This window comes from Ruegeria sp. BK1 (genome assembly GCF_056535645.1).
In genome coordinates, this window is record NZ_JBQFIS010000001.1 from 813816 (window position 1) to 837589 (window position 23774).

Annotated in this window: 19 protein-coding genes and 1 tRNA gene; 15 read left to right on the forward strand and 5 right to left on the reverse strand. The window is 57.2% G+C overall.

Annotated features, from left to right (window positions below):
* Nucleotides 1-6 precede the first annotated feature (6 nt).
* The 5 genes from ACR3E7_RS04010 to miaA form a co-directional block, all read right to left on the reverse strand.
* Nucleotides 7-2094: a dipeptide ABC transporter ATP-binding protein gene (locus ACR3E7_RS04010; protein WP_170784581.1), complete on the reverse strand. Its 2088-nt coding sequence runs from the start codon at nucleotides 2092-2094 to the stop codon at nucleotides 7-9.
* Between the two features lie 94 nt (nucleotides 2095-2188).
* Nucleotides 2189-3652 carry an ABC transporter permease gene (locus ACR3E7_RS04015; protein ID WP_480502936.1) on the reverse strand — a complete coding sequence of 488 codons (1464 nt, stop codon included), beginning with the start codon at nucleotides 3650-3652 and terminating at the stop codon, nucleotides 2189-2191.
* Nucleotides 3653-3666: 14 nt separating this feature from the next.
* Nucleotides 3667-4713: an ABC transporter permease gene (locus tag ACR3E7_RS04020; RefSeq protein ID WP_170788569.1), complete on the reverse strand. Its 1047-nt coding sequence runs from the start codon at nucleotides 4711-4713 to the stop codon at nucleotides 3667-3669.
* 119 nt (nucleotides 4714-4832) lie between these two features.
* Nucleotides 4833-6503, reverse strand: coding sequence for an ABC transporter substrate-binding protein (locus ACR3E7_RS04025; protein ID WP_170769541.1), 1671 nt, complete (start codon nucleotides 6501-6503; stop codon nucleotides 4833-4835).
* Between the two features lie 325 nt (nucleotides 6504-6828).
* Complete coding sequence (gene miaA / locus ACR3E7_RS04030) at nucleotides 6829-7722, reverse strand: tRNA (adenosine(37)-N6)-dimethylallyltransferase MiaA (protein WP_480502935.1); 894 nt, start codon at nucleotides 7720-7722, stop codon at nucleotides 6829-6831.
* A gap of 95 nt (nucleotides 7723-7817) precedes the next feature.
* Between miaA and pyrH the strand changes: the two genes are divergently transcribed.
* From pyrH to ACR3E7_RS04105, 15 genes are all read left to right on the forward strand, one after another.
* Nucleotides 7818-8561 (forward strand): UMP kinase, encoded by a 744-nt coding sequence (gene pyrH, locus ACR3E7_RS04035; protein WP_170769543.1) that lies wholly within the window; start codon nucleotides 7818-7820, stop codon nucleotides 8559-8561.
* A gap of 228 nt (nucleotides 8562-8789) precedes the next feature.
* A complete protein-coding gene (locus ACR3E7_RS04040; RefSeq protein ID WP_480502934.1) occupies nucleotides 8790-10016 on the forward strand; it encodes an aminotransferase class V-fold PLP-dependent enzyme in 1227 nt (408 codons plus the stop codon).
* A gap of 48 nt (nucleotides 10017-10064) precedes the next feature.
* A complete protein-coding gene (locus ACR3E7_RS04045; RefSeq protein ID WP_480502933.1) occupies nucleotides 10065-11486 on the forward strand; it encodes a cryptochrome/photolyase family protein in 1422 nt (473 codons plus the stop codon).
* A 69-nt stretch (nucleotides 11487-11555) separates the two neighbouring features.
* Nucleotides 11556-12764: an SAM-dependent methyltransferase gene (locus ACR3E7_RS04050; protein WP_170769546.1), complete on the forward strand. Its 1209-nt coding sequence runs from the start codon at nucleotides 11556-11558 to the stop codon at nucleotides 12762-12764.
* 16 nt (nucleotides 12765-12780) lie between these two features.
* Nucleotides 12781-13221, forward strand: coding sequence for a TrgA family protein (locus ACR3E7_RS04055; RefSeq protein WP_170788573.1), 441 nt, complete (start codon nucleotides 12781-12783; stop codon nucleotides 13219-13221).
* 27 nt (nucleotides 13222-13248) lie between these two features.
* Nucleotides 13249-14364 carry an NUDIX domain-containing protein gene (locus ACR3E7_RS04060; protein WP_480502932.1) on the forward strand — a complete coding sequence of 372 codons (1116 nt, stop codon included), beginning with the start codon at nucleotides 13249-13251 and terminating at the stop codon, nucleotides 14362-14364.
* A gap of 69 nt (nucleotides 14365-14433) precedes the next feature.
* Nucleotides 14434-15468, forward strand: a complete 1035-nt coding sequence (locus ACR3E7_RS04065) for a cysteine synthase A (protein ID WP_170788575.1) — start codon at nucleotides 14434-14436, stop codon at nucleotides 15466-15468.
* Nucleotides 15468-17885 (forward strand): DUF3772 domain-containing protein, encoded by a 2418-nt coding sequence (locus tag ACR3E7_RS04070; RefSeq protein WP_480502931.1) that lies wholly within the window; start codon nucleotides 15468-15470, stop codon nucleotides 17883-17885. Before ACR3E7_RS04065 ends, ACR3E7_RS04070 begins: the two co-directional genes overlap by 1 nt.
* A gap of 88 nt (nucleotides 17886-17973) precedes the next feature.
* Nucleotides 17974-18063 (forward strand) — tRNA-Ser (locus tag ACR3E7_RS04075).
* 383 nt (nucleotides 18064-18446) lie between these two features.
* Nucleotides 18447-19406, forward strand: coding sequence for a glycosyltransferase family 2 protein (locus ACR3E7_RS04080; RefSeq protein WP_170769551.1), 960 nt, complete (start codon nucleotides 18447-18449; stop codon nucleotides 19404-19406).
* Nucleotides 19403-19789, forward strand: a complete 387-nt coding sequence (locus ACR3E7_RS04085) for a GtrA family protein (protein ID WP_170769552.1) — start codon at nucleotides 19403-19405, stop codon at nucleotides 19787-19789. Before ACR3E7_RS04080 ends, ACR3E7_RS04085 begins: the two co-directional genes overlap by 4 nt.
* Before the next feature lie 10 nt (nucleotides 19790-19799).
* A complete protein-coding gene (locus ACR3E7_RS04090; RefSeq protein ID WP_480502930.1) occupies nucleotides 19800-20546 on the forward strand; it encodes a methyltransferase domain-containing protein in 747 nt (248 codons plus the stop codon).
* Nucleotides 20546-21955: a hypothetical protein gene (locus tag ACR3E7_RS04095; protein ID WP_480502929.1), complete on the forward strand. Its 1410-nt coding sequence runs from the start codon at nucleotides 20546-20548 to the stop codon at nucleotides 21953-21955. Before ACR3E7_RS04090 ends, ACR3E7_RS04095 begins: the two co-directional genes overlap by 1 nt.
* 174 nt (nucleotides 21956-22129) lie before the next feature.
* Entirely contained in the window at nucleotides 22130-22738 is a 609-nt protein-coding gene (locus ACR3E7_RS04100) for a YrbL family protein (protein ID WP_170788580.1), read from the forward strand.
* Between the two features lie 26 nt (nucleotides 22739-22764).
* Nucleotides 22765-23769, forward strand: coding sequence for a GlxA family transcriptional regulator (locus ACR3E7_RS04105; RefSeq protein WP_170769556.1), 1005 nt, complete (start codon nucleotides 22765-22767; stop codon nucleotides 23767-23769).
* The last annotated feature ends 5 nt before the right edge of the window (nucleotides 23770-23774 follow it).

A 23774-nucleotide genomic window follows, 5' to 3' on the forward strand; every position in this document is an offset into this window, starting at 1 on the left:
TGTGTTTTATTCGGCTGCAATCTTGATGACCGGCTCCATACGTTCCAGGACATCCTCGGCCAAATGACATTTGACCTGATGTCCCTCGGCCAGAGTTTTCACCGGCGGAACGCGCTGTTCGCACAAGCCACCCGGCACCTCGGACTTCCAGCGGCACCGCGTCTGGAACGGACAGCCCGGAGGCGGGTTCATCGCAGAAGGAATATCGCCTTCTAGCACGATATGCTGTTTCTCGATTGACGTATCAGCGATGGGCACCGCGCTCAGCAACGCTTCGGTATAGGGATGATAAGGCGGGGCAAAGACCTGATCGGTGGTGCCCAACTCGACCACATGGCCCAGATACATGACCATCACCCGGTCGCTGAGATAGCGTACAATCGACAGGTCATGGCTGATGAACAACAGAGTCGTTTTGTGTTCACGCTGGATCTCCATCAACAAGTCCGTCACGGCCGCCTGCACGGACACATCCAGTGCCGAGACCGGCTCATCCGCCACCACGATCCGCGCGTCCCCGGCAAACGCACGGGCAATGCCCACACGCTGTTTCTGACCGCCAGACAGCTGGCGAGGCATCCGATCGGCAAAGGCGCGCGGCAGCTTCACCAGATCAAGCAGCTCCAGCATCCGCTTCTTCCGCTCGGCTTCCGAGTTGCCGACACCGAAAATCTCAAGCGCGCGGATGATCTGGCGGCCAACGGTCATCGACGGGTTCAACGTGTCAAACGGGTTCTGGAATACCATCTGAACTTCGCCCACCGTCTTGGCGTCCCGCTCTTCAATCGGCACGGCCTCGATGTTGCGATTGTCCAGAAGGATTTGCCCATCCGTCGCCGTTTCCAGCCCCATCAACACCTTGGCAAACGTAGACTTGCCACAGCCGGATTCGCCCACAATGGCCAATGTCTCGGATTCATGCGCCTCGAAGCTGAGCGTTTCGTTGGCCTTCACCACCTTAGTCTCGCCGCCGCCAAACAGCGCATTCGCCGCGACCTCATAGTATTTCTTCAGATTGTCCATCTTCAGAACTGTGCGGCCAATCGCAGCCTTTTCCTTTTGTTCCCCAACGGTGATCGGTGCGTTCCAGTCAATCTCCTGGAATTTCAGACAGCGCGTATGGTGTCGGTCATTTCCGGGCACAGCCTGCATCAGGATATCCTGAGCATCACAACGCCCTTCTTCGAAATAGTCACAGCGCGGCCCAAAGTTACAGCCCGGCGGGCGCTCATGGGGCAGGGGGAAGTTCCCCGGAATGGCCACCAGCGGGCGCGTGTTCTTGTCGGCCCCAGGCAAAGGGATCGAGCGGAACAGCGCCTGTGTATAGGGGTGCTGCATCTCGTCAAACACATCCTTGATCGAGCCGCGCTCGACCGCCTCACCCGAATACATCACGCAAAGCCGGTCGCAGGTTTCCAACACTAGCCCCAGATTGTGCGAGATAAACAGCATCGAGGTGCCGTATTTCTTGCCCAAATCCTTGACCAGTTCGACCACAGCCGCTTCAACCGTCACGTCCAGCGCGGTCGTTGGCTCATCCAGAATCAAAAGCGCCGGTTTCGACATCAATGCCATGGCGATCACGATGCGCTGCTGTTGTCCGCCAGAGAGCTGATGCGGGAAAGAATTCAGCATTCGCTCGGGGTCGGGCAGGCGCACATCGGTGACAACCTCCAACGCGCGGGCATAAGCCTCTTCCGCGCCTACGCCTTCGTGGATCATCGGCACTTCCATCAACTGCTTACCGATCTTCATCGCTGGGTTCAGCGATGCCATCGGTTCCTGATAGATCATCGCGATCTCATTGCCGCGAATGTCGCGCAACTCCTCGGTAGTCATCTCACCCAGATCACGCCCTTTGAACTTGATCGAGCCGCCAACGATGCGCCCGTTCTTGCCCAAATCCTGCATGACTCCCAATGCAACCGTGGACTTGCCACAGCCAGACTCACCAACTAGCCCCACAGCCTCACCAGGTTGCACGCTGACCGAGAAATCCATAACGGCGGGAATTTCCCTCAACCGGGTAAAAAACGAGATTGAAAGCTTGTCGATCTCAAGAATTGGCCCGTCATAATCCGCCAGTTTGTTCATCTTGTTACTCCTCGCGAGAGTCAGGGGGATCCCTTCATCTGGCTAAAAATATCCCGGGGGGTCCGGGGGGCTGGCCCCCCGGCCTCGATCACAATCAGTCCTTCAGACTTTCTTCGCGCAAACCGTCGGCCAGCAGGTTCAAACCCAGAACCAGTGACAAGAGGGCCAAAGCAGGCGGAAGGGCAGGGTGCAGATAGATCGACAGCAGCTTACGCCCCTCGTTAATCGTTGAACCCCAGTCCGGGCTTTCCGGTGGCAGACCCAATCCAAAGAAACCCAAGGTCCCCAAAAGAATGGTCGTGTAGCCAATCCGCAAACAGAAATCGACGATCAGCGGACCACGCGCATTGGGCAGAATCTCCCATAGCATGATGTACCAGGGGCCTTCGCCTCGCGTTTGCGCCGCCGCCACATAGTCGCGGGTTTTGATATCCAGCGCCAGCCCGCGAACGATACGGAACACAGTGGGCGAGTTAACAAAGACCACCGAGACAAACACCACCAAAATACCGCCAGGGATGTCGAATAGGTCCAGATAGGTTGGCAGACCCCAGATGCTATAGCTGTCGGTGTTGACAATGTACCCGCCGGTCGAGATCAGCGACAGATACAGCCACAACGCCACCCCAAGCACACCAATCAGCAGCGGCGTGCGGAAATTCGGGCGTGTGTAGTAACGAGAGTTTAGCAATACGCCCAAAAAGATGATCGGAAAGACAAAGAGGACAGCGGCCATATAGTTCGGCACCCCTGTCGCCACGATCTCGGGCGTGACAAGCAGGTAGAACAACAGGATCACCGGGAAAGCCAGGATCAGGTTGGCCAGGAAGGACAGCAGTGTGTCCAAACGACCGCCATAGTACCCGGCAGGCAAGCCTAGCGTGATCCCGACCATGAAGGCGAACATCGTTGCCAGCGGGGCGATCTGCACCACGATCCAGGCCCCTTTGACCATGCGGCTGAACACGTCGCGGGCCAAGTTGTCTCCGCCCAGCAGATACCAGGCGTATTGACCCTCTTCCAAACTGGACAAAGGCGTTCCTGGTACTTTGTTCTTCATGCCCGAAATCTGGTCCAGCGGGTCATGGGTGACGATCAGATCCATCGCCCCAAAAATTCCGGTAAACACCCAGAACATCACAAGGCCGAACCCGATCATGCCGATGGGGCTGTCGAACAGCTTGCCATACAGACCCAGCTTGCGCTTGAACGCGATCGACATGGCGTAAAGCAGGATCAGCGACATCCAAACCGGCAGAAACTGCTGGGACATGGCGCCGATGATCCCGGCGTTTGTGCCCATTAGGATGCCAAGGACGATATAGGCAACCGCAAGGCCGACACTGGCCAGAAAACTGTATCGCATCGCGGCTTGGATCATATTTCGCAGCCCCGAACTGGACGTGAGCGTGCCGTCCGGGTTCACGGTCATCTGATCCTCGGGCAGGATGATGCTCGCCAGCATCCAGGCGACAACGGACAGCGCCATCAGTGCCAGCGCCAAGGCGATCAGCGGGTTGAGGAAGGCGATAGAGCCGGTCCAGGTAAGTGGTTCCATGATCTAACCCTCCCTTAAGAAATGCGAATACGCGGGTTGAGGTAGACATAGCCGATATCCGAGATCAGCTGCGTCACCAGCACCACAAAGACCGACACGACTGAAATCGCCAGCAAGAGCTGGATGTCGTTATTCCCCGCCGCCTGCACCAGCGCCCAACCAAAGCCCTTGTAGTTGAACAGGGTCTCGACGATCACCACACCATTCAGCAGCCATGGGAACTGCAACATGATGACGGTAAAGGGGGCGATCAGCGCATTGCGCAGCGCGTGTTTCATGACGATGTTCGAGAAGGACACGCCTTTCAGCCGCGCGGTACGGATATATTGTGCCGTCATTACCTCGGTCATCGAGGCGCGGGTCATCCGAGCGATATAACCCATCCCGTAAAGCGCAATCGTCAGCACGGGCAGGAAGAAATTCTCGAATGTCGGGTTCTCCATAGCCTGCGTGGCCGTGCCCTTGAACCACTTCAATCCGACGGCGGATGAAGTGAAAATTGCGATGAAGATCACACCTGACACATATTCCGGTGTCGCTGTCGTGGTGATGGCAAAGGTGGACAGCGTGCGGTCGGTGGCCGAACCCTCTTTCATGCCCGCCAGAACGCCAAGGATCAGTGCCGAAGGGACCATCAGCAGCATCACCCAGAACATCAGCCGACCGGTTAGGGCGAGACGTGTGCCGACAACTGTTCCGACCTCTTCTTTGAAGACTGTGGAATAGCCCCAATACCCCTGCAAGATACCGCAGAAATTGGGCGATTCCTCGGCGGTTTTACCCGGAAGAATGCATCGGCCCTGAATGGTTCCGTCTTCGTTGGTGTGCCGGTACGACGGCAGAACACCCAGCCATTCGCCATATTTTATGGGCGTTGACTGAAGATAGCCGCCTTTTTCCAGAAAACTCTCGACCTGTTCATCCGACATCCGAAAGTTGCCCTGCGTTTTGGCAAGCTTTTCGAGGTTCGGATACAGGTTGGTGAGGAAAAAGACCAGGAATGTCAGGCACAATGCTGTCAACAGCATGATCCCGACCCGCCTTAGAATGAATAGTCCCATGATAGCCCCTGTTGGTCGGCTGGCGCTGGTTTCAGGCCGTGCGCGTCGCTAGTATTTTTCGCCGGGTCAGCGCCGACGAAAAGGCCGCGCCCTTACGGCGCGGCCCTGTAGGTGTCGGCTTAAGAGACGATGCCGAACTTATACAGCTGCGGCAGGTCCGCGATGTGCTTTTCAACACCAACCATGTTGTCACGGTGGTGACGCATTGCTGTCCGCCAATAAGGCTGGATGGTCACACCCTCTTCGATCATGATCGTTTGCAGCTTGGCCATCACCTCGCGGCGCTTGTCCACATCGGCGATCGAGTTCGCTTCGGCGAGAAGCGCATCGAACTCGGCATTGGCAAAGCCGGACTCGTTCCACGCCACGCCTGACTTATACGCCAAGGCCAGAACCTGCGTGCCCAGCGGGCGGTGGTTCCAGTTGGTCGAGGAAAAGGCGTATTTCGTCCAGTCGTTCCAGAAGGTCGAGCCGGGCAGAACCGTGTGTTTGGCCTTGATGCCCGCATCGTTCAACTGCGCAACCACAGCAGCGGTGGTATTGCGACGCCAGTCATCGTCGATCGACTGAACTTCGTGCTCGAAGTCCGCCATGCCCGCTTCTTCCATCAGGGCCTTGGCACCTGCCGGATCATAGGGAATACGGGTCACCGCCGAGTCATATTCGGGGTGCATCGGACCTACATGGCAGTTCTCGGCAGGGATGCCGTAGCCGGACATACCAAGCTCGAGGCAGACATTGTTGTCCACGGCCATGGCCAGCGCCTGACGCACACGTTTGTCGCCATAGATCTTATTGCCATTGGCGTCTTCGGCCAACTGGTTCGGACGAATGACGATGGTAAAGCCCGAGGGGATTTCCGAGCGGGTCAGGCCGATGCCGTCGAAGATGTCAACAAATTCGCCGACCGATTCCCAGTTCATGTCGATCTCTTCGGCCTCATAGGCGGCCAGGAAGGCTGCCGGGTCGGTGCCGTAGTCGATAAACTCGATCCGGTCGATATAGCCGCCTTTGCCGGCCTCATAGCCCCACCAGTCAAAGCCTTCGTTGCGCACGAGCACACCTTTGACGCCGACCTCGTGGCTTTCGGGGATCATAAAGCCGGTGCCGACAGGGTTGGCCAGCATGTTATTGGCATCAAAGCTACTGTGTACGATGGCGGCCGGATAGTCCGCCATGCCGGGAATGATGGTGATGTCGGGCGCGTTACACGTCAGTTTGACGGTATGGGAATCAACAACTGTAATTGCACCGTCCGCGGCCTTCTGCGTGGCTTCGTCAATCAGCGATGCCATGCGGGATGCCATCGAGTTGCCCTCTAGCCCCGCATCACACCAGCCGGTGATGTTGCGTGCCACGTCTTCGGCGGTGAAGTCGTCGCCATTGTTCCACTTGACGCCTTTGCGGACGTTCAGAGTGTATTCTGTCGCGTCGTCATTGGCCTCCCAGCTTTCCAGCAGCATGGGTTTGAACGAGCCGTCATTGTTGTATTCGACCAAATATTCCAACCAGCCAGCGGTGTAAGTGGCGATTTGGGTCCAGTCATAGGTGCGCGGATCCTTCAGCGCGCGCACTTCCATCTGATAACGGATGGTGCCGCCACGCTGCGGTTCTTGCGCGGCTGCGGGTGAATTCAGTCCGATCATGCCATAAGCGGCGGGCACGGCAACGCCCAACGCGGTGGCGCGAGCCATGAACTCGCGCCGGCTGAGCTTGCCGTCACGATATTCCTGTGCGTGCATCTCCGCCGCCCAGTGCATCGGTGCTCCGGTCAAGGTTTGCTTTGTCATTTATGTCTCTCCCTGTGACATCAATTTTTGAGATTTGTGAGTGGAACCGCTCAACGCCGAAAGAAGCGTGCAGCGCGTCCGCGGGTATTCGTTGCTGTGATACTGAACATCCCCATGCCTTCATTCGGCACCAGAAATTCTGTTAGGTCAACGTTCGAAATCGTCATTCAGGAGACAAAAGCGACATTGTGGAGGGTCGCAGCCTGGAAATACGGGATCGTGTCCTGGCTCAAGATGCCTGGCGGGTTCCCATTAACACAAGGGATTCGGATCATCGATGGCGCGTAATTTTTGCCGTCTATCGCGGTGGCAAGTTGCGCTAGTATCACTTTGAGAAATCAACGTGAATCCAGTTTTTCATCCGTGCTCGAAACCAGGTGCGTTGTCGTTTGGCGAACTGGCGGGTCGAGATCGTGGCGCGATCTCGGGCGGCATCCAGGGAAAGCTGGCCGTCAAGATATGACATAAGCTCGGGGACACCGATGGCCTTGAAGGCGGGAAGAGAGGGGTCGTAGAGGGATCGCATCGCCTCGACTTCATTCAAAGCGCCTGTATCTAGCATCAGATCGAAACGGCGATTGATCCTATCCAGAAGCCATTGTTTGTCCACGTCAAATACGATCGGCACCGTGTCGTCCGGGCTCAGAATAGGCGGCGGAGTATCAGCTTGCCAGTCCCGCAGGCTGCGTCCGGTGGCGCGCTGCACTTCCCAAGCGCGCTGGACGCGGGCGCGGTTTTGCCGGTCCAACCGGGCCAGAGTTTCGGCATCCACACCCTTGCTCAGCGTTTGCAGGTCAAGCTGGTCGCCCTCGGCACGTATTTCTGGCGGAGTAGCGGGTATTTCGGCCATGCCCTCGGTCAAGGCCGAGAAATACAGCCCCGTGCCCCCAACAATAATCAGGCGTTGTGGGCCGGTCAGCAAGGGTGTGACCTCGCGCAGCCAATGGCCGGTCGAATAATCCTGATTATACGCGACATGACCATAGAGCAGATGCGGTGCGCGGGCCTCATCCTCAGTCGAGGGGCGGGCCGAGATCACCTGCCAGCAGTCATACACCTGACTGGCATCTGCATTGACGACGATGCCGCCAAATTCTTCAGCGATCCGAAGTGCAAGTTCGGATTTACCTGACGCTGTCGGCCCCGCAATCAGTACGGGTTTATCGTCTGGGATAGGGGGCAGGCGGTCCCAAACTGGCGATGTATCTGTTTTGGCCATTGGGGCTGCCTTGTTCCTCATGATCCGCATTGAACCTGTCGCGGTTTTGCTTCATTTTGCGCCGGAATTAAACCCGTGCCAGCCCGGAGCGCAACATGACCCTTTCCCCAGACATCGATACCCCGAAAACCAAATACAGTCGCGTGATGCTGAAGATCTCTGGCGAGGCGCTGATGGGCGACCAAGGGTTTGGCCTGCATCCGCCGACCGTCCAGCGCATCGCGCAAGAGGTCAAATCGGTGCATGATCTGGGTGTTGAGATCTGCATGGTGATCGGCGGCGGCAATATTTTCCGGGGTCTCAGCGGCTCGGCGCAGGGGATGGAGCGGACGACGGCGGACTATATGGGGATGCTCGCCACGGTGATGAATGCGCTGGGGATGCAATCCGCGTTGGAAGAGATCGGGGTGTTCACCCGTGTGATCTCGGCTATTCGCATGGATGAGGTGTGCGAACCTTATATCCGTCGGCGTGCTGTACGGCACCTTGAGAAAAAACGAGTCTGCATCTTTGCAGCGGGGACCGGGAACCCTTATTTCACCACCGACACTGCGGCTACTTTGCGAGCAAATGAAATGGCTTGCGAGGCGATCTTCATGGGGAAGAACGGCGTGGACGGTGTCTATGACAAAGACCCCAAAGAACATGCGGACGCGGTGCGCTATGACACAGTCACCTACGATGACGTGCTGGCAAAACGGTTGCGGGTTATGGACGCCTCGGCCATTGCGTTGGCGCGAGACAACAACCTGCCGCTCATCGTGTTTGGTCTGGACGAACCAGGCGGCTTCCGGGGAATCCTTGCCGGTGAAGGGACTTATACCAAGGTTCAGGGTTAAGCCTTCACCCATATGTGACAAAAGCCGGGCCATCGCACCCGGCTTTTTTTGTTCGGGCGCTTGACGGGATTGGTCGGTCTGGGCAGTTTGGCCGCGTCCTTGCCTGTGCTGGGGCTGTCGTCGCGGCTGCGGCGGCTCGGCTGGAAGACCTGCCATGATGTCCGAAGAGGCCGGAATCATGCCCGGTCCCTTAAAAGATTGACCTGCATGATCAAGGAGTTCCGTGCCATGAGCACTTTGGATATAGACTTTGTCCGCGCGCAGTTTCCCGCCTTTTCCGAACCATCTCTGCAAGGCCAGGCCTTTTTCGAAAACGCCGGTGGGTCTTACACATGCAAGCCCGTGCTGGACCGGCTGTTTCGCTTCTATACCGAACGCAAAGTACAACCCTATGCGCCCTATGAGGCCAGTCGTCTAGCGGGCGCCGAGATGGACGAGGCGCGTCGGCGCTTGGCGGCTATTCTGGGCGTCGACACCGATGAGTTAAGCTTTGGCCCTTCGACCACGCAGAACACTTATGTCATGGCGCAGGCATTTCGGCATTGGATGCAGCCGGGTGAAGCGATCATCGTCACCAATCAGGACCATGAGGCCAATTCCGGCCCGTGGCGGCGCTTGGCCGAGGATGGGATTGAGGTCAGGGAGTGGCAAATCGACCCCGAGACCGGCTCGCTTGACCCGCAGGATCTGGCAAACCTGCTGGACGACAAGGTGCGTCTGGTCTGTTTCCCCCATTGCTCGAACGTAGTTGGTGAGATCAATCCGGTGGCCGAGATCACAGCTATTGCGCATGCAGCGGGTGCGTTTGTCTGTGTTGATGGGGTGTCCTACGCGCCGCACGGCCTTCCGAATGTGGATGAGCTAGGGGCGGATATCTATCTGTTTTCAGCCTATAAAACTTATGGTCCGCATCAAGGATGTATGGTGGTCCGGCGAAAATTGGGGCAGACGCTGCCCAACCAGGCGCATTTTTTCAACGGCGATGTGCTGTATAAGCGGTTCACGCCTGCCGGACCCGATCATGCGCAGATCGCGGCCAGTGCTGGCATGGCGGATTATATCGCCGCACTCAGCGTTCATCACGGTGGTCCCGACGGGTCCGACACTCAGCGTGGAGCGTTCGTGCATGATCTGATGCGTGGGCACGAGGTGTCATTGCTGCAGCCGTTGCTGGATGCGGTGTCAAACCGCAATGCTGTGCGCTTGATTGGCACCGCTGATGCAGAAAAGCGCGCACCCACGGTTGCTTTGGCGTTGAACCGAAATGCGGAAGAGGTGGCGGGTGAATTGGCCACACACGGGATTATGGCGGGTGGAGGCGATTTCTACGCCGGGCGTCCGTTGCAGACGATGGGGGTCGATCCGGCGCAGGGCGTGTTGCGAGTCAGCTTTACGCACTACACATCGCAACAGGAAATTGATCAATTATTGAATGCACTTGACGCCGTTTTGTGATCCAGTTCCCGTCCACTCCCGTAAAATGGGAAAAACATCTGGGCGGTTATGGAACAGCAATCTGCTATCATCATGTGGTTCCGGCGGGACTTGCGCCTGTCAGATCACCCAGCGCTAAGCGCGGCCGCCGCCACCGGTCGGCCCGTCATCCCGCTGTTCATCTGTGATGATCTGACGGACAAATTGGGCGCTGCGCCGAAATGGCGGCTGGGTCTGGGGATTGAGGCTTTTCAGAGCGCCCTCGGCAAGGCCGGCAGCCGTCTGATCCTGCGCAAGGGCATCGCGTTGCAAGTATTGCAAGACGTTGTCGCCGAAACTGGGGCTTCGGCCGTCTATTGGTCGCGCGCCTATGACCCGGATGCCATTTCGCGCGATACCCAGCTAAAATCTGCCCTTAAGGACCAAGGGGTTGAAGCCAAATCCTTCCCTGGCCCTTTGTTGTTCGAGCCTTGGAACGTGGCCACCAAAACGGGTCAGCCGTTTCGCGTGTTTACTCCAATGTGGCGGGCTGTTCAGGGTCGGGCGGTTCCACAACCGTTGGCCGCGCCGACTCGATTGACGCCTCCGGTGCACTGGCCCGCGTCCGAAGATTTGTCCTCATGGCGTTTGGGTGCTGCGATGAACCGGGGCGCGCAGGTCGTAAAACCCTTCGTACAGCCGGGCGAAACTGCGGCACTGGTCGTATTGCAAGGGTTCTTGAATCGTCTGCCTGACTATTCCCGAAACCGCGACCTGCTGGCGTCCGAGGGGACCTCAACCCTGTCCGAATACCTGTCGCTGGGAGAGATCAGCCCTCGGCGTATTTGGCACGCGGTACAGAATGCTGCCCTGAACGGGGTGTCGGGCTCGGATGCCTATCTGCGTCAGCTTGTCTGGCGCGAGTTCGCCTATCACCTGATGTTTCACTGGCCGCATATCACATATCAGAACTGGAAGCCCGAATGGGATCAGTTTCCATGGCAAACGCGCACTGACCAACCCGAGGTTCTGGCCTGGACGCGGGCCCGAACAGGTATACCCGTGGTGGATGCCGGTCTGCGTGAGATGTATGTGACGGGACGGATGCACAACCGCGCGCGTATGATCGTGGCAAGCTACCTGACCAAGCATCTGATGACACATTGGAAAATCGGGATGCGGTGGTTCGAGGATTGCCTGATTGACTGGGACATCGCCGCCAATGCGATGGGCTGGCAATGGGTGGCCGGATCGGGGCCGGATGCGTCTCCGTTCTTTAGAGTGTTCAACCCGGTCACGCAGCAAGAAAAGTTTGACCCAGACGGCGAATATGTCCGGCGGTGGATCGCTGAAGGACAAGCCAATCCGCCCGACACCGCGCTTGCCTATTTTGAGGCCATCCCGCGCGCTTGGGGGCTGGCCCCAGATGACGGCTACCCTCAACCCGTTGTCGAATTGGCCGACGGGCGCAGGCGCGCGCTGGCGGCCTATGAACACTACAAGAACCAGTAAGGAACTGAAAACTTGCCAGAAACACAAACTCGGCCTAGCCTACGCCAACAACCGCATAGGGGAGAGCGGATGATCCTGACAACGACAGATGGGCAAGAAAACCTGCCACGATACTTCACGCAAGTGACGAAGATGTTGCGAAAGATGGAGTCCGGTCGCCTGGACATTGTGCTGCCTGATGGCCGCGTGTTTCGCACCGAAGGGGCCAAGCCCGGACCAATCGCGCAGGTAGATATCCATAACCCCGACGTTTTTGCCCGACTAGTGCGTGAAGGTGAGCTTGGGTTCTCGGACGCCTATCTGGAAGGTGACTGGAGCACGCCGGACCTGCGCTCTTTTATGGACCTGGTGCATCTGGGCACCGAAACGGTTTACGACGATTTCACCGGCAAGTTTCTGGTGCAGGCTTATGAGCGTTTGCGGTTCTGGCTAAACGGAAACAGCCGCAAGCAGGCCAAGAAGAACATCTCGTATCACTATGATTTGGGTAATGATTTTTACTCCGCATGGCTGGACGATACGATGACTTATTCCAGCGCTTTGTTCGAAACCGGACAGGAAAGCCTAGAGAAGGCGCAGACGGCAAAATATGCCAGCCTTGTCGACGAGATGGGCGCAAAACCCGGCGATCATATCCTTGAAATCGGATGTGGCTGGGGTGGCTTCGCTGAATATGCCGCGAAAGAGCGTGGCTTGCGGGTCACAGGGCTGACCATCAGCCAAGAGCAGTTGAAGTTTGCGCAAGAACGTATTGAGAAAGCTGGTCTTTCTGATCTTGTTGAATTCAAGTTGCAGGACTACCGGGACGAGCGTGGGCAGTATGATGGCATCGCCTCGATCGAGATGTTCGAAGCGGTGGGTGAGAAATACTGGCCGATTTATTTTGAAACCGTCCGCGAAAGGCTCAAACCAGGCGCGCAGGCCACGTTGCAGATCATCACTGTCGCCGACCATCGCTGGGACGTCTACCGCAATGGTGTTGATTTCATTCAAAAATATATCTTCCCGGGTGGGATGCTGCCCGCGCCGTCCGTGCTAAAGGATCAGGTGACTCAAGCGGGTTTGACCGTGGTCAAATCAAGGGAATTTGGCAAAAGTTACGATCTGACACTGCGACGTTGGTATGACACGTTCAACGATAAATGGGACGATATCGCTCAGATGGGTTTTGATGAGCGTTTTCGCCGCATGTGGAATTATTATTTGACCGCATGTGGCGCGGCCTTTGACACGGGTAATTGCGATGTGACACAGATCACAATAGCAAAACCGAGTTAAACAACGGACCCTTACAATGCCCACCGCGTCTCGTCTTGTCGCTGCAACCTGCTTATTGGTTGTGGCTTTTCTCGTCTCCAGCATGGTGATCGAGAACGGCGAAGAGGGGAAGGATTACGGCTGGTTCACCTATGTCAACATGTTGCTTGGGGTCATCTGTGGCTGGAAAGTCATGGGCAAACGTGCGGGCCGCGGGTGGACAGCCGGTGTGAACAACGGCCTGACCGGGATGGCGGCTCTGGTGTTCTGGGGCCTGTTTGTTCAGGGCTGCAATGAAATGATCCGGCTGGCCATGCGTCACCGCTATGATGGCCCGTTCGAGGCTTTGCTGGCCATTTTTCAGATCAGTGTCGAATTTGGGCAGCAGTTGCTGACCCCAGAAATACTGTGGACGTTGGCGATCGGTGCGTTGGTCGCGGGTCTTGCCACAGAAGAAGCCAGCCGTCGCTGGCGGTAATTCTCGACCGAATACGAGACTTGATCCGTGACTGACCTGTTTTTCTACGGCACGCTGCAACACCTGCCTTTGCTCGAGCTTGTGCTGGATCGCCCCGCATCTGAAATGAAACTGTCCGAGGCCAGACTGCGCGACCACGCGGTTTATGGGGTCAAAGATCAGGCGTTTCCGATGATCCTGTCAGAAAATGGCTCGTATGCGGAAGGATTGCTGGTTCAGAATCTGTCTCAGAACGACCTTGAGCGGCTCAATTTTTATGAGGGTGGATTTGACTACGAACTGCGCCCACTTCGGATTGAGACAGTGGAAGGTGACAGCGTGCAGGCAGACGTGTACTTCCCCGATCCGGGTCTCTGGACCCCGACGGAACTTTGGGAATTGCGAGATTGGGTAGATCGTTGGGGCGATATTTCCGTAACCGCCGCGCATGAGGTGATGGGCTATTTCGGCAAGATCGACGCGGCCACGCTGGCCAGAAACTTTTCGGCACTTCGAACACGGGCATGGGCAAAAATCGCCGCGCGTCAGCGCGGGACAGGGGACCTGCGTGATGTTACCAAGGATGTGGTCTTGCATAACCACCGGTATGCTCATGTGAACTACTTCGGAATGGAAGAGGTCGCGTTGCAACACAGGCAACATGACGGCACGATGGGGCCGGTTCTACAACGTAGCAGCCTGATGCAAGGCAGCGCTGTTGTGGTTCTGCCCTATGACCCGGCGCGCGATGTGGTCTTGCTGGTTGAACAATTTCGCCCGCCGGTTTTCATTATCGACGATCCCGAGCCCTGGATGTGGGAACCCGTCGCAGGGATGATCGACCCGGGTGAAACGCCCGAACACGCCGCCCGCCGCGAAGCGCAAGAGGAAGCGGGCGTGGTCCTGCAGTCGCTGGAGTATGCGGGCGGGGCCTATTCCTCGAGCGGGTCATCGACCGAATACATTCACCTTTACGTGGGTCTGGCGGATCTGGAACTGACAGTTCAAGGCGGTGGGCTGGCCTCGGAAGGAGAAGATATCCGAAGCCAAATCCTGCCATTTGTCGATTTCATGGATCGTGTCGATGCGCATGGGTTCAAAGATTTGCCTTTGCTGGCGCTGGCCCATTGGCTTGCGCGGCACCGAAACCGTTTGCGCGCCTGAGGATCGCCGCTTGTGGTTGGCGCGCGGCAACTGTAAATCTGCCTTGATCCGTAATGAAATGAGGGCGCCATGCGCATTGCGAAAGACCTTGCCGACGCAGTCGGAAAAACACCACTTATCCGATTGAAGCGCATCAGCGAGGAAACCGGGTGCGAAATTCTGGGGAAGGCCGAGTTCATGAACCCCGGCCAGTCGGTCAAAGACCGCGCCGCGCTCTATATCATTCGGGATGCCATCGCGCGGGGTGAATTGAAACCTGGTGGCACGATCGTCGAAGGCACCGCCGGGAACACCGGGATCGGTTTGGCGCTGGTCGGGGCCTCGATGGGGTTCAAGACTGTAATCGTGATCCCGGAAACCCAGTCCGAAGAGAAAAAGGACATGCTGCGTCTGGCCGGTGCGCAACTGGTGCAGGTGCCTGCCGCGCCCTATCGCAACCCCAACAACTTCGTGCATTACTCGCGCCGTCTGGCCGAGGAACTGGCGCAGACCGAACCCAATGGCGCCATCTGGGCCAATCAGTTTGACAACGTGGCCAACCGTCAGGCGCATGTGGAAACCACCGGGCCTGAGATCTGGGAACAGACCGGCGGCAAAGTCGATGGCTTTGTCTGCGCCGTGGGTTCCGGCGGGACGCTGGCTGGCGTCGCTGATGCATTGCAGCCAAAGGGCGTTAAAATTGGCCTCGTCGATCCGATGGGTGCGGGGCTTTATTCCTACTACACCACCGGTGAGATCGCGATGGAGGGCAGCTCGATCGCCGAAGGCATCGGTCAGGTGCGCATCACCAAGAACCTCGAGGGGTTCAAGCCCGATTACGCCTATCAGATGACCGATAATGAGGCGCTGCCACTCATCTTCGATCTGCTGCGCGAAGAAGGACTGGTTATGGGCGGTTCGACCGCGATCAACATGGCAGGTGCAGTGCGTCTGGCCAAGGACCTTGGGCCGGGCCATACGATCGTGACGATCTTGTGCGACTACGGCACACGCTATCAGTCCAAACTGTTCAACCCGGAATTCCTGCGCGAAAAAGAACTGCCGGTACCCGATTGGATGACCGAAGCCCCACGCAGCATTCCCGGCGTGTTCGAGGACGTGTGATGTTGCGACAGGTCCGCCTGTTCCTGGCGCTTGTCTCTGTTTGTATAGCGGTTCTGTGTGGCCCAGCGGTCGCGCAGCTTTCGGACAGACAGAGCGAGTATTATCAGGGCTGGGTCAAAACAGCGGACCGAGCCGAGACCGTGATCGAAGCGGATCGCGCCTCGAACGCAGCGCTCGAGAATCTGCGTGCGGAAATTCATACGTACCGCGATGACTTCAACCGAGCACGCGGCGCGAATACCGAGCGTATCCAGACGCTTGATGCGCAAATCAAGGCGCTGGGTCCCAAACCCGAAGGTGACGCGACCGAGCCCGATGACATTGCCGCTCTGCGGGCCCATTTGGAAGAACAGCTGAATACGCTTCGGGTCCCGCAGATCATTTCGGAAGAGGCGTTCAGCCGCGCCAATGGCCTGATCACCGAAATCGACCAGCTCTTGCGGACCCGGCAGACCAAAGAGCTGTTGGAGCGGGGACCGTCGCCGGTCAATCCCGTGTATTGGGGGCCGGCATGGACCGATCTTCGCGAAGCAGGTCAAAGCCTCTTTAACGAGGCGCGTCGAAACTTTGGCACGGATGCCGTGCATGAAAATCTGCGCGATCAGGGGCTGGGTATCGCCCTTCTGGTGACAGTTGCCGGGGTTTTGCTGTTCTTCGGCAAGCACTGGTCCGAGGTGGCCGGAAACTACATGCGGCAGTTCGGCGGGCAGGGCAGTGGGGTGTGGACCTTTCTGACATCGCTGCTGCGCATTCTTTTACCCTGGCTGGGGGTCTGGCTGGTCGTCAAGGCCATTGTCATGTCCGGACTTCCCGGCTTTCGCGGCACATTGCTGCTGCAAAACGTGCCATATTGGGCTGCGATCATTTTCTATTTCGACTGGATCGGGCGGCAAGTCTATGTGCTGCAAGAAGCACAGGGGTTTAAACGTCTGACCGCCAAGCCCGTGGCTGAGTTGCGGGTCTATTTGGACGTTCTGGCCGTGCTTTTGATCCTGCATGAGCTGGTAGACCTATTCGAGCAGATCGAGAATATCTCGGATGCGACGCGCGCTGTTGTCGGGTTCCCCGTCACCATTGTGACCGCACTGGTCCTGTTACGCGTGCGACAGATCCGAAGCACCGAAGCCCCGCTGGATGCTGATGATGGGTCGCTGGCTCGGGGTACGGGTTTGACCCAGTTGATCGAGTTTCTCCGCCGGGCATTGTTCCTGTTGGGTATAGCCAGCCCAATTCTGGCTGTCATCGGCTATACGAATGCCGCCGAAGCGATTGTCTATCCTGCGGTTAAATCACTGGTCCTGATTGGGGCACTGGTCATCTTCCAACGTTTCCTGACGGCCGTTTATGGCTGGATTTCGGGGCAGGGCGAGGCGGCGAAAGATTCGCTTTTTGCGGTCTTGATCGGGTTCGCGATGGCGATCTTTGCGTTGCCAGTTCTGGCGATCTACTGGGGCGCTCGCGAAACCGACTTACTCGAGGTCTGGTCCCGCATCCTGCTGGGTTTTGACATCGGTGGCGTGACGATTTCACCGAAGAATTTCTTTACCTTCCTGATCGTCTTCCTGATGGGCTTTGGCCTGACCCGAATGCTGCAAGGGGGGCTACGCAGTTCCCTGCTGCCCAAGACCAAGATTGACCCCGGTGGCCAGAACGCGATCGTCGCCGGGACAGGCTATGTCGGAATTTTCCTGGCGGCGCTCTGCGCCATTATGGTGGCTGGGTTCGACTTGTCCTCGCTGGCGATTGTTGCTGGTGCGCTGTCGGTCGGTATCGGCTTTGGCTTGCAGACCATCGTGTCTAACTTTGTCTCGGGTATCATCCTGCTTGTCGAGCGTCCGATCTCGAAAGGCGACTGGATCGATGTTAACGGGATGATGGGCTATGTGCGCGATATCTCGGTCCGTTCGACACGGATCGAGACGTTCGACCGATCCGATGTGATTGTGCCGAACTCGGACCTGATCAGCGGTGTGGTGACGAACTATACGCGCGGCAACACGGTCGGGCGAGTGATCGTGCCGGTCGGGGTCGCTTATGGCACCGATACCCGCCGGGTCGAGGCGATCCTGGGCGAGATTGCCAATGCGCATCCCATGGTTTTGGCTAATCCGGCCCCCAATGTGGTGTTTCAGGGGTTTGGCGCAGACTCGCTGGATTTTGAAATCCGGGCTATCCTTCGAGACGTCAACTGGATGCTGTCCGTGAAGTCGGACATGAACCACGAAATCAACCGCCGGTTTGTCGAAGAAGGTATCGAAATCCCGTTTGCCCAACGCGACGTCTGGCTGCGCAATCCCGAAACCTTGCGTGTGGCGGATCCCGCCCAGGACAGCGCGGCACAGGCGTCTGCGCCCGCATCCACGCCGATCGAGATGACCGAGGTTGACCTGTCAGGCGGGGACGGGGACGAGCCTTGACGGGTTTCGCGACCCTTTCCGCAAAGCGAAAAAACGCTCTAATCGGGCCTTGCAAATCCCCAAGCGATAGTCCAAATATCGCCCGCACGGAGAGGTGGCCGAGTGGTCGAAGGCGCACGCCTGGAAAGTGTGTAGGCGGGAAACCGTCTCCAGGGTTCGAATCCCTGTCTCTCCGCCACAATCCCTCAATTCTCGAACCTCAGATATACCCCCAGACTGTCTTAGCCCGAGGCGAATTTCTCCTTGGACCTTTGGTCGCGTGCTTGCTGGTTTGTTGTCTGAACGTCGCATAGTTTGACCGCTTCAGATAAATAACCGCTTTTGTCGCAAGTTGGGCGCAATGCTGCCATATCAGTCGGGCATCGGGACATCGTTGTGTAGTCCGAAACGGCAATGTGACAGATCGGTAACTACAGGCTGAAATCTGGCGTGTTTGGATTAGCGGTCGTTTCGGCTTGAGATATCAAGGGTAAGGATCCGAAAACTAGGAGTTGACCGGCCTCGCATGGCGGGGTTGGGATGTGCATAAAACGAGTAGGGCAATTTGCCTGCGGAGGTTAGATGTTATTGTCTGTCGTCGTCCCTTGCATGAACGAAGAGGACTCTCTTCCCATGTTGGTGGATCGTTTGATCGCTGCGACCAGGGCCTGGGCCTCGGAGGTTGAGATCGTGCTGGTTGATGACGGCTCAACGGACAAGACCTGGGACGGTATTTGCGCACAGGCGGATCGACATTCATGTGTGCGCGGCTTGAAGTTGTCGACCAATCGCGGACATCAGGTAGCACTGACCGCAGGTCTGATGGCAGCCAAAGGCGAGCGGATTTTCATGCTGGACGCGGACTTGCAGGATCCGCCGGAATTGCTGTCGGATATGATGGCGATGATGGATCGTGGGTATGATGTGGTCTATGGTCGGCGTAGTGAGCGCAAGGGCGAAAGCTGGTTCAAGAAGATGACCGCGCACGGGTTTTACCGCTTACTGAATCGCCTGTCCGATGTTCCGATCCCGAATGATACGGGCGATTTCCGGCTGGTCAGTCGCCGCGCGCTGGATGCGGTTTTGAACATGCCCGAGCGATCTCGGTTCATTCGCGGCATGTTTGCCTGGGTCGGGTTTCGCCAGATTGGCATTGAATACATCCGCGACCCCCGCGTGGCCGGTGAGACTAAATATCCGATGTCCAAAATGATTAGGCTGGCCTTTGACGCTCTGTCCAGCTTTTCGATTAAGCCCCTGCAAATCGCCACGCGCCTTGCGTTTCTGACCCTGATCATTGCGGCCTTGATGGCCGTTTATGTGTTCTGGTCCCTGATCCTGTATAGCACTGTGGCTGGTTGGGCCTCGACCGTTCTGGTGATCAGCTTCTTCTCGGGCATTCAACTGCTGACGCTCGGCATCATCGGTGAGTATCTTGGTCGCCTTTATGTCGAGGCCAAGGGCCGCCCGTTGTATTTTGTCGATGAACATGTCGGGCAATCCACGGATGTCTCGGTTAAGGACGTATCAAAGCAGGCATGACCGATACACGTCGCATATTCCGCTTTGCGGTCGTTGGTACAGGCGTGGCTGTCTACTATTTCCTGACCTATCTGGGGCTGTTGCGGCTTGTCGGCTCACCTTGGATTGCCAATGCGCTGGCTTTTGGAACCGCGATCTTGATCCAGTATATAGGTCAGTCTGTCTGGACCTTCGGCAAGCCCGTCATGGCGCCGGCTCAGTTTGGTCGGTTCTTGTGCATGATCGGCATCGGACTTGTCGTTTCATCAACCATTACAGGTGTTTTGGGGCCTCGGTTTGGACTGTCTCAGCCGGTCACCGCCGGACTAGTAGTCATCGTCCTGCCTGTCATAAATTTTGTGATCCTGCGGCTTTGGGTCTACCGCGAAGAAAAGTCACTTTGAAAGAGCAGCTATGTCTCACATCTATTCAAACGAGTTCTTTGATTATATCGACCGCGGAGCCCGCGAATCCGCTGTCCGGCTGATCCGTTGTCTTCAGACATGGGTCAAGCCAGACAGTGTTGTCGATTTCGGCTGTGGCCGAGGTGTCTGGCTGTCGGAATGGTCCGCGGCGGGATGCCCGGATATCGCCGGTGTAGACGGAGACTATGTTGATCGTGAGCGTCTGGCCATTTCACCGGATGCTTTTTTTGGAAAGGACCTAACTCAGCCCGTCGATCTTGGGCGGCGTTTTGGTCTGGCCCAATCTTTAGAAGTCGGTGAGCATCTGCCGCATGAGGCCTCGTCCAGTCTTGTGCAAAGCCTGACAGCCCATAGCGACCTTGTGTTGTTCTCGGCGGCGGTCCCGGGGCAGGGCGGAGAGTTCCATATCAACGAGCAACCTTTATCGTTCTGGCAAGGGCTGTTCGAAACGCAGGGGTACACGGCCTACGATTGCCTGCGCCCAAAACTGTTTTCCGACGGGGCAATCGAGCCCTGGTACCGCTACAACAGTGTGCTTTACGCCAATGCGGCTGCAGCAGCGTCCTTACCGCCAGAGGTTTTGGCAACAAAGGTTGCACCCGGAGCGCTGCGTGAGGTTGGAACCTTCGGTTGGAACTTGCGAAAGATGATTGTCCGGCGACTGCCATTGCGTACGGTCACCGCAATCGCGCAAGCCCGCGCTTCAATTGTCGCACGGTCTCATCGGAGCAACTGATGACCGCGCGTTCGGATATAACGCTGGTTTTCTGGCTGACGCTGCTTTGCCTCGGAACTCTGATGGCGACCTATGGGCCAATTCTGAGCGATCCATTTGTCCGTCATGACGACTTTCCCGCCTTGCTGGGCCATTTCGACATGGCTTATAGCAAAGCGCTGGATGAGGGGCGCTGGCTAAATTTCTGGTGGCAGTTTCGACCGTTCCTCTGGCCTGCACCGGTCAATTTTGCATTGTACCTTCTGGGTTGGTCGATCTTTTCTGCATGCACCGCGATCATAGTCCTTGGGCGCTCCATGCCTGCGTGGTTCTTGTGCGTCATGGCATTGTTCGTCGCGTTGTCGCGGCCGGCTTTTCTGATATCGTTCTGGTTCAACACTTTGCTGCCCGGTATCTGGGTACTAGCGTTGTTTTCACTGGCCGTAGTTTTTCTGTCCCATCGGGCGTCAGTTCTGTTGCTGATCGTGGCGGTGCCGCTGTCGTTTATGGCCTACACCACATACCCGTTCATGATGTTGAGCCTTGTTTTGCTGTCCCGAAAGGCGCCGCAAACCTATGTCAGTGCGGGCGTAACACTGGTGGTTTTTTTTGCGAGCCTCGCATTGGCCTTCGGTGTGGTCTACTCGTTGAATTTCCTGCATCACGGAGTGTTCGACATTCCGGTGGCCGAATGGCGCGACCCAACCGAGGTCAAGTCGATAAGCGATCTGGCATTGAACTATCAAAAGCTTAAACTGCACCTGTACGAAAACTTGCATCGCGTCGGCAGCGGGTCTTTGTCCAACGGGGTGTTTTTGATATCGCTCTTCGCGGTTTCGTGGCTTTACCTGCTTCGGCGTCAGCGTTATGTGGCAACGATTGTACTGGTCGCGGTACTCGCCGGTTGTGGCCCTTTGTTCGCCAAAACGCTGACATCAGGTCTTAAGGTTCCGTTTCGGGCACTTGGTTGGAACTGGATTTTGTTCGGTTACACCCTGACAATGTCGGTGTTTATCCTTACGAACACATCCACCCGGTTGGCCAGCGTCGCGCGCATTGTGATCATGTGTGTTCTGTTGATCGCAACGATCCAATTCGGACGCATCACCTACGGCACCTTTCCTCTGTGGCAAAAAACAACGCGGGCTTTGGCGGATGAGATCCCAGACGGGATGAAGCGAGTGCAGCTTTATGGTAGTTACTACGGATTGGAAGGCGCGCGCGAGGCGTTCATTCAGTTTGATCGCGGATTGCGTCTAAGGTTGGAATATCTGACTGGGGCAGAGGTTGTATCGTGCGACACGACACCAGACGAGTGTACGGATGCCACCCCGCCATTTGATCCGCTGGGCTGGACGCATACATCTTTAGTCGAAACGGATGGCACCGTGGCATTTGTCCTGCTGCCGAGCCCGCCGGTCGGGCCATAGTCTGACGGCGGTTATGGCAGGTTCGAGATTGCGTTGCGCTGAATCTCCGTCTCTGTCCGGTCGACGGTAAAAACACATTTGTAACCGCAGGGCGAAGGATTTATGACCCTGACGCAAGGTGCCAGTTTATGCGGCCGTCGGCCATGGCGCGCCCCCTTTAGGTATCGGATCCAAATGATTGACCTGACTGACCACACCCCATTGCGCAAAAGCCGGAATTACCTGATCTTTCAGCACCCCGATCGGCAGGATGCCTTGTTGAAAGTCCGCGCGGATGTTCCTGTACGTGATCATTGGATTCCGCGCTATGCGGAATGGCGCTATGGCAACCTGCGCCAATGGAACCGCGAAGCCAACGAATATTTGGCCGCGCTGCATCGCGGTTGCCCCGAGATTGAACGTCTGGCCCATTTCATGGGCTATGCACCGACCTCATTGGGGCCGGCGCTTGTTGTCGAGAAAATGACGGGACCAGATGGAGATCTGGCGCCGACAGTCTACAAGGAATGGATGTCGCTCAAAGAGGATCCCGCTGGACGCAAACGCCTTGGGGAAGAGTTCATGGAGTTGCTAGACGACCTGGAACGGGGGCGGATCATCGTCGGCGATATGAGCCACGAAAACATAGTGCGGGCCGAAGAACGCGGCGGCAAATTGGTGGTGATTGATGGTTTGGGCGAACGTGTCTTGTTTCCGCTGGCCTTGTTCAGCGACTGGGCATTTCGCAAGTCCATGCAGCGTCGTCGGGAACGGATGGGCAGCATGTTTGGAATTCGCTCTTAGGGCTGCATTTCTGCTAGGATCCCCGGATGCATGAGGAAAACAGGATCACGATCGGATTTCTGCTGTTTGACGGCTTTCCGATGGCCTGCCTGACCTCCGTCATCGAACCGCTTCGGGCGGCCAATGAAATCGCCGGGAAGCAAGCCTTTGGATGGGTGCTTGTGTCCGAGCGTGGGCAAAAGGTTCAATCCAGTGCGGGTGTGGGGTTTGAAGCCGCGCTAGCCCTGACAGGGTGCAAGGATATCGACATCCTGTTTCTGCTCAGCAGTCCGACATCCGGGTTTGCCGATCCGCGCACTGGAAACGGCGCGTTACGTGGATTTGGTCGGCACGGCACTGTCCTCGGCGGCATTAGCGGAGGCGTATTCCCCCTTGTTCGCTCGGGCGCGATGGTGGATCAGCCGGTCTCGGTTCATTGGTGTTATGAAGCGGCGTTCGAGGCTGAGTTTCCCGACATAGACGCGCGCAGTGAAGTGATTGTGCGCACCGATACGCGCTGGACCGCCGCGGGCGCGGCCGCTGGATTTGATCTGGCGTTGCACTTGATTTCAGACCGTCTTGGCAGCGAGATCGCGCATGAGGTCGCCTGCTGGTTTCAGCACCCGATGATGCGAGGCGCAGGGGTGCGTCAAAAAGTTCCGGACACAACTGCACCTGGTTCAGGTGATCAACTGCCCCCGTTGGTTGCGCGTAGCGTTGAGCTATTTGCCGGCCATCTGAGCGAACCGATCTCGATTGCAGAAGTTGCCGGGCAGATGAGGGTCACGCCCCGCCAGATCGAGCGAGCTTTCAAACAGGCGACGGGTCAAAGCCCAAGCCACTACTATCGGTCTATGCGCATGAAAGCCGCGCGCCAGATGGTTATGTATACGAAAGACCCGATTGCACAGATTGCCGCTGCAGTCGGGTACAGCTCGGTCACGCCGTTGGTATCGCACTACAAAGCGGCCTTTGGGCTAAGTCCTGCAGAGGACCGTCGCCGGATCAACCGGTTCCGGGTCGAGGACAACGCGCCGTTGCCTTCGATCTGATTGTC